Origin of the sequence: Actinoplanes sp. NPDC024001, assembly GCF_040638955.1 — a bacterium.
Lineage (GTDB): Bacteria > Actinomycetota > Actinomycetes > Mycobacteriales > Micromonosporaceae > Actinoplanes.
This window is the reverse complement of record NZ_JBEZZB010000182.1, coordinates 1-4351: the sequence shown is the minus strand read 5'-3', so window position 1 is coordinate 4351 and position 4351 is coordinate 1. Positions and strand designations below refer to the sequence as shown.

The 4351-nt window shown below is 71.6% G+C and carries 4 protein-coding genes and 1 tRNA gene; 1 reads left to right on the top strand and 4 read right to left on the bottom strand.

Annotated elements, in window-relative coordinates; all coding sequences use genetic code 11:
- Positions 1 to 82 precede the first annotated feature (82 nt).
- The 4 genes from AB0F81_RS42905 to AB0F81_RS42890 all read right to left on the bottom strand — a co-directional run bounded on the left by AB0F81_RS42905 (position 83) and on the right by AB0F81_RS42890 (position 3501).
- Positions 83 to 154: transfer RNA gene (locus AB0F81_RS42905), tRNA-Val, on the bottom strand.
- A 42-nt stretch (positions 155 to 196) separates the two neighbouring features.
- Positions 197 to 661: a peroxiredoxin gene (locus tag AB0F81_RS42900; RefSeq protein WP_360208292.1), complete on the bottom strand. Its 465-nt coding sequence runs from the start codon at positions 659 to 661 to the stop codon at positions 197 to 199.
- Positions 662 to 714: 53 nt separating this feature from the next.
- Positions 715 to 1146, bottom strand: a complete 432-nt coding sequence (locus AB0F81_RS42895; protein ID WP_360208290.1) for a DUF3052 domain-containing protein — start codon at positions 1144 to 1146, stop codon at positions 715 to 717.
- A 111-nt stretch (positions 1147 to 1257) separates the two neighbouring features.
- Complete coding sequence (locus tag AB0F81_RS42890; protein WP_360208288.1) at positions 1258 to 3501, bottom strand: transketolase C-terminal domain-containing protein; 2244 nt, start codon at positions 3499 to 3501, stop codon at positions 1258 to 1260.
- Between the two features lie 181 nt (positions 3502 to 3682).
- On the opposite strand from AB0F81_RS42890, the gene AB0F81_RS42885 reads away from it, so the two are divergent.
- A complete protein-coding gene (locus AB0F81_RS42885; protein WP_360208286.1) occupies positions 3683 to 4087 on the top strand; it encodes a YjbQ family protein in 405 nt (134 codons plus the stop codon).
- Positions 4088 to 4351 lie beyond the last annotated feature (264 nt).

Genomic DNA, 4351 nt, shown 5'->3' with positions numbered 1-4351 from the left:
TTTCCGGGGGCTCGGCCCCCGGAGCAGGCATGACGTGAGGCCCCGGTCCGCGCAGTTTGCGGACAGGGGCCTCCGTCTCACGTGGGCGCGGCAGGTTTCGAACCTGCGACCCCTCGCTTGTAAGGCGAGTGCTCTCCCACTGAGCTACGCGCCCAGCACGGGTTCGGCCGGAGTGGTCATCGTACCCTGCCGCCGATCAGGGGTTGAGGGTGGCGAGGGCGGCTCGCCACGACTGTTGGTCGCGGGCCTCGCCGGGGCCGTTCATCTCGGCGAAGCGGACGATGCCGGCGGCGTCGACGAGGAAGGTGCCGCGGTTGGCGAAACCGGTGGTGTCGTTGAAGACGCCGTAGGCCCGGGCCACCTCTCCGTGTGGCCAGAAATCGGCGAGCAGCGGGAAGTCGAAGCCCTCCTGCTCGGCCCAGACCTTGTGGCTGTAGATCGAGTCCACGCTGATGGTGAGCACCTGGACGTCGTCGTTCGCATAGGCCGGGAGGTTGTCGCGCACCTCGGTGAGCTCGCCCTGACAGGTGCGGCTGAACGCCAGGGGATAGAAGACCAGCAGGACCGCCTTGCGCCCACGGAAGTCGGCGAGGCGTACCTCCTGGTTGTTCTGGTCCCTGAGGGTGAAGTCCGGCGCCGGCACGCCAACGGAGATCGGCATCCGCTCAGCCTATGCCTGTGCGGACGCCGACCTCGGTGAGGTGGCAGTGAGAGTTACTTCTTCTTGGCGCCCCGCGGGGTGACCAGCCGTGCGCCGGTCCAGTCCTTGCCGGCGTTCACCGTCGAGGTCTGCTGGAGGCCGGCGGTGGGCGCCGCCTCACTGATCTCGCTCGGCTCGACGTGCCCGTCGCGGCCGGCCTTCGGGGTCAACAGCCACACCACACCGTTGTCGGCAAGGGGGCCGAGGGCGTCCGTCAGAATTTCGAACAGGTCTTCGTCGCCGTCGCGGTACCACAGCAGCACCGCGTCGACCACCTCGTCGGTGTCCTCGTCGACCAGCTCTCCGACGCGTTCGGTCAGGGCGTCACGGAGATCCTCGTCGACGTCGTCGTCGTAACCCATCTCCATGACCACCATGTTCGGCTCGAAGCCGAACCGGTCCGCCAGGCTGCGTACGCCGTCGGCCTGACCCGCGGTCGCGCTCACTGTCCAAATCCTCCTAGCCGTCGAAATAGCACTCGAAATAGCACTGGAACCTGGGGGTAGTCCACACACATCGGGGCCCTCGCGCAAGTGGCGCACCGAGTGTGTGGCAATTTACCGTGCCAGCAGGGCCTGGGCACCCTGTGTGATGGCATCCTCTCCCACCAGGACCAATTGGGCAGCCGGTCCCAGCGGAACCGGTGCGTCGGCCGCCGCAACCCGGCGCACGGATCCGACAAAAGCCCCATCGACCAGGGCCGCGAGGACTCCCTCGCCGACGCCGCCGGAGCGCCGCGTCTCGTCGACGATCAGCACCCGGCCGGTCGCCGAGGCCTCCCGTACCAGGTCAGCGGCGGGTAGCGGGTTCAGCCAGCGCAGGTCGACCACCCGGGAGCCGTAGCCCTCGGCGGCCAGTTGGGCGGCGACACGCAGCGACATCCGTACGCCGTTGCCGTACGTCACGATGGTGAGGTCCTGGGTGGTGCCGAGCCCGTAGATGCGGGCCCGGCCGATCGGCACGTGCGCGCCGGCCCAGGTTTCCGGGGCCGGATAGGGCGCCAGCCACTCACTGTCGCCTTGTTGATAGAGGTCCCTCGTCTGATAGAGGGCGACCGGTTCCAGGAAGACGCAGACGGTGCCGTCGACCTCCGCGGCGGCCAGGCATGAGCGCAGCATCGGCGCGGCGTCCTCCGGGCGGGCAGGGACCGCCACGACGAGCCCGGGAACGTCGCGCAGGGCGGCCACCGAGTTGTCGTTGGCGAGGTGCCCGCCCGGCCCGAACGGCTGGGCCAGCGCCGGCACGCGCAGCACCATCGGGTTCCGGTACGCCCCGGTGGACAGGAACGACATCGTCGCCGCCTCACCGCGCAGTTGCACGGTGGCGTCGTGCAGGTCGGCCAGCGAGTCGAGCTCGGGGACCGGGAGCAGCCCGGCCGTGCCCGCGCCGAGCGCCAGGCCGAGGATCGTGGTGGGGTCGGGCAGGCTGTCGAAAACCCGGTCCTCGCCGCCGCGCTCGCGCAGCCCGGTGGTCACCCCGTGCCGGCCGCCACGCGTCGCGCCGGGCCCGAAGATCCGCAGGCCGGGGGTGGCGGCGAGGGCGTCGGTGAGCGTCGCGTTGAGGGTCTGCGCCAGCGTCATCGGGCCGGCCTCCTCGGGCAGCCGCCCGCCGAACATCCGCTGCCGGGCCGCCGCGCCGGGGCCGGCCGCCCGGTCGGCGACCTCCGCGACAGCGTGTGCGACCCGCAGCGGGCGGCGCGGCGCGAGCGACGCCACGACCTCGCCCACCGAGACCAGTTTGGGCTCGCCGAGCACCTCCTCGGCGGCCTTGCGGACCTGCCAGCCGACCTCGTCGTACCGGGTGATGACGTCGTCCGGGCCGAGCAGGCCGGCGCCGACGAGCAGGCGCGCGGTGCCGATCAGCGGGTCCCGGTCCAGGTCGGCGCCGGACTCCGGGTCGCCGGCCTGGCCGAGCAGGTGAACGGTGGACAGGTGCAGCAGCGCCGGGCGGCGTTCCCGCCGGACGAACTCGGCTGCCTCGACCGCCGCGTCGTACGCCGCGGTCAGGTCGCACCCGTCGGCGAAGGAGTAGCGCAGGCCGGGCCGTCCGCGCAGCGCCGCGGCGGTCCAGTTGTCCTCCTCGGCGCCGCCCGGCCCGTCGTCCTCGCAGATCAGCAGCAGCGGGAGCGGCCGGCCGGAGCGCTCGTGCCAGCCGGCCGCGTGCAGGGCCGCCGAGGCGCCGGGACGGGCCGCGCCGGCGTCGCCGAACGACGCCACCACGATCGCGTCGTCCGGCCAGGTCGCGGTGCCGCCGCCGGTGAGGGCCCGGGCCAGCCCCACGGCCCGGGGCAGGTGCCCGCCGGGGGTGGAGATCGCCGGCACGAGGTGCAGGTCGGCGTGTCCGAAGAGTTTGTCGCGCCCCCCGGTGATCGGGTCGCGGACCGAGGCGACCACGCCGCGCAGGACGTCGCGGGCCGCCTCCTCCAGCCGGCGGACCGGATCACCGCCGACGTCGTCGGGACGCTGCGCCGACCGTACGCAATAGAACGCCGCCGACCGGTGATGCAGCAGCGCCGGGTCGTCGGCGCGCAGCGCGGCGGCGACCGCGGCGTTGCCCTCGTGGCCGGCCGACCCGGTGATGTGGAACCCCTCGTTGAAGCTGCGCAGCCAGCGCGCGGCCAGGTCGAGATGCCGGGCGGTGAGCTGCGCGTCGAAGATCTCCCGGGCCCGGGTGCCGGTCAGCGTGCCACCCTCGCGGATCGCGTCGCCGGGGGCGCGCCCGGACTCCGGTGGTCGCAGTGCCGAGACCGCATCGCGGAAACGCTCGTCGAGGTTTTGCGGGGTGGTCACGCGATTCAGCATCGCCGACCTTCGCTGACCGTGCCACTGCGGAAAACGCGAAAGGCCGGGTGTGCGCAGGTCGATCGGTGTGTACTCAGGACATGATCGTGAGGTGCGCGGCCCTCCGGCTGGCGCTCTGCCTGTGCTGGCTGGCCGGGACCGCCGCGCTGTTCCTGCTGCTCGATCTATATACATGAGAGCCATGCGCACCGAAGTCATCACCGTACGGACCGGCAACTCCCCCGTGGTCCGCGACATCACCCGCGAGGCCGAGCAGTTCGTCGCCGCCGAGGCGGACGGACTGCTGCACGTCTTCGTGCCGCACGCGACGGCCGGGCTGGCGATCATCGAGACCGGCGCCGGCTCCGACCACGACCTGCTGACCGCCATCGACGACCTGCTGCCGGCCGTGGACAAGTGGCGGCACCGGCACGGCTCGCACGGGCACGGCCGCGACCACGTGCTGCCGGCATGGATCCCTCCCTACGCGACGCTCCCGGTGATCGGCGGCCGGATCGCGCTCGGCACCTGGCAATCGATCTGCCTCGTCGACCCGAACGGCGACAACCCCACCCGCCAGGTGCGGTTCTCCTTCCTGGCCGGATGAAGTTACTGGTCAGTACGTGTGTCGCGCGTCGCTGAGACAGCGGGTAGGCGTGACGATGGCCACCGGAAGGGGGCAGGATGGAGGTCTATTCCGAGCGATTCGCCACCTAGGGTCGCCCGGTTGTCCGACACTCACACCAAGAGGATTGCCTGTGGCCACGGAGCGCAAGCGCCCGGTGATCAGCGATGGCCTGCCGAGCCAGCTTCCCGACATCGACCCCGAGGAAACCAACGAGTGGGTCGAGTCGCTCAACGGAGTCATCGA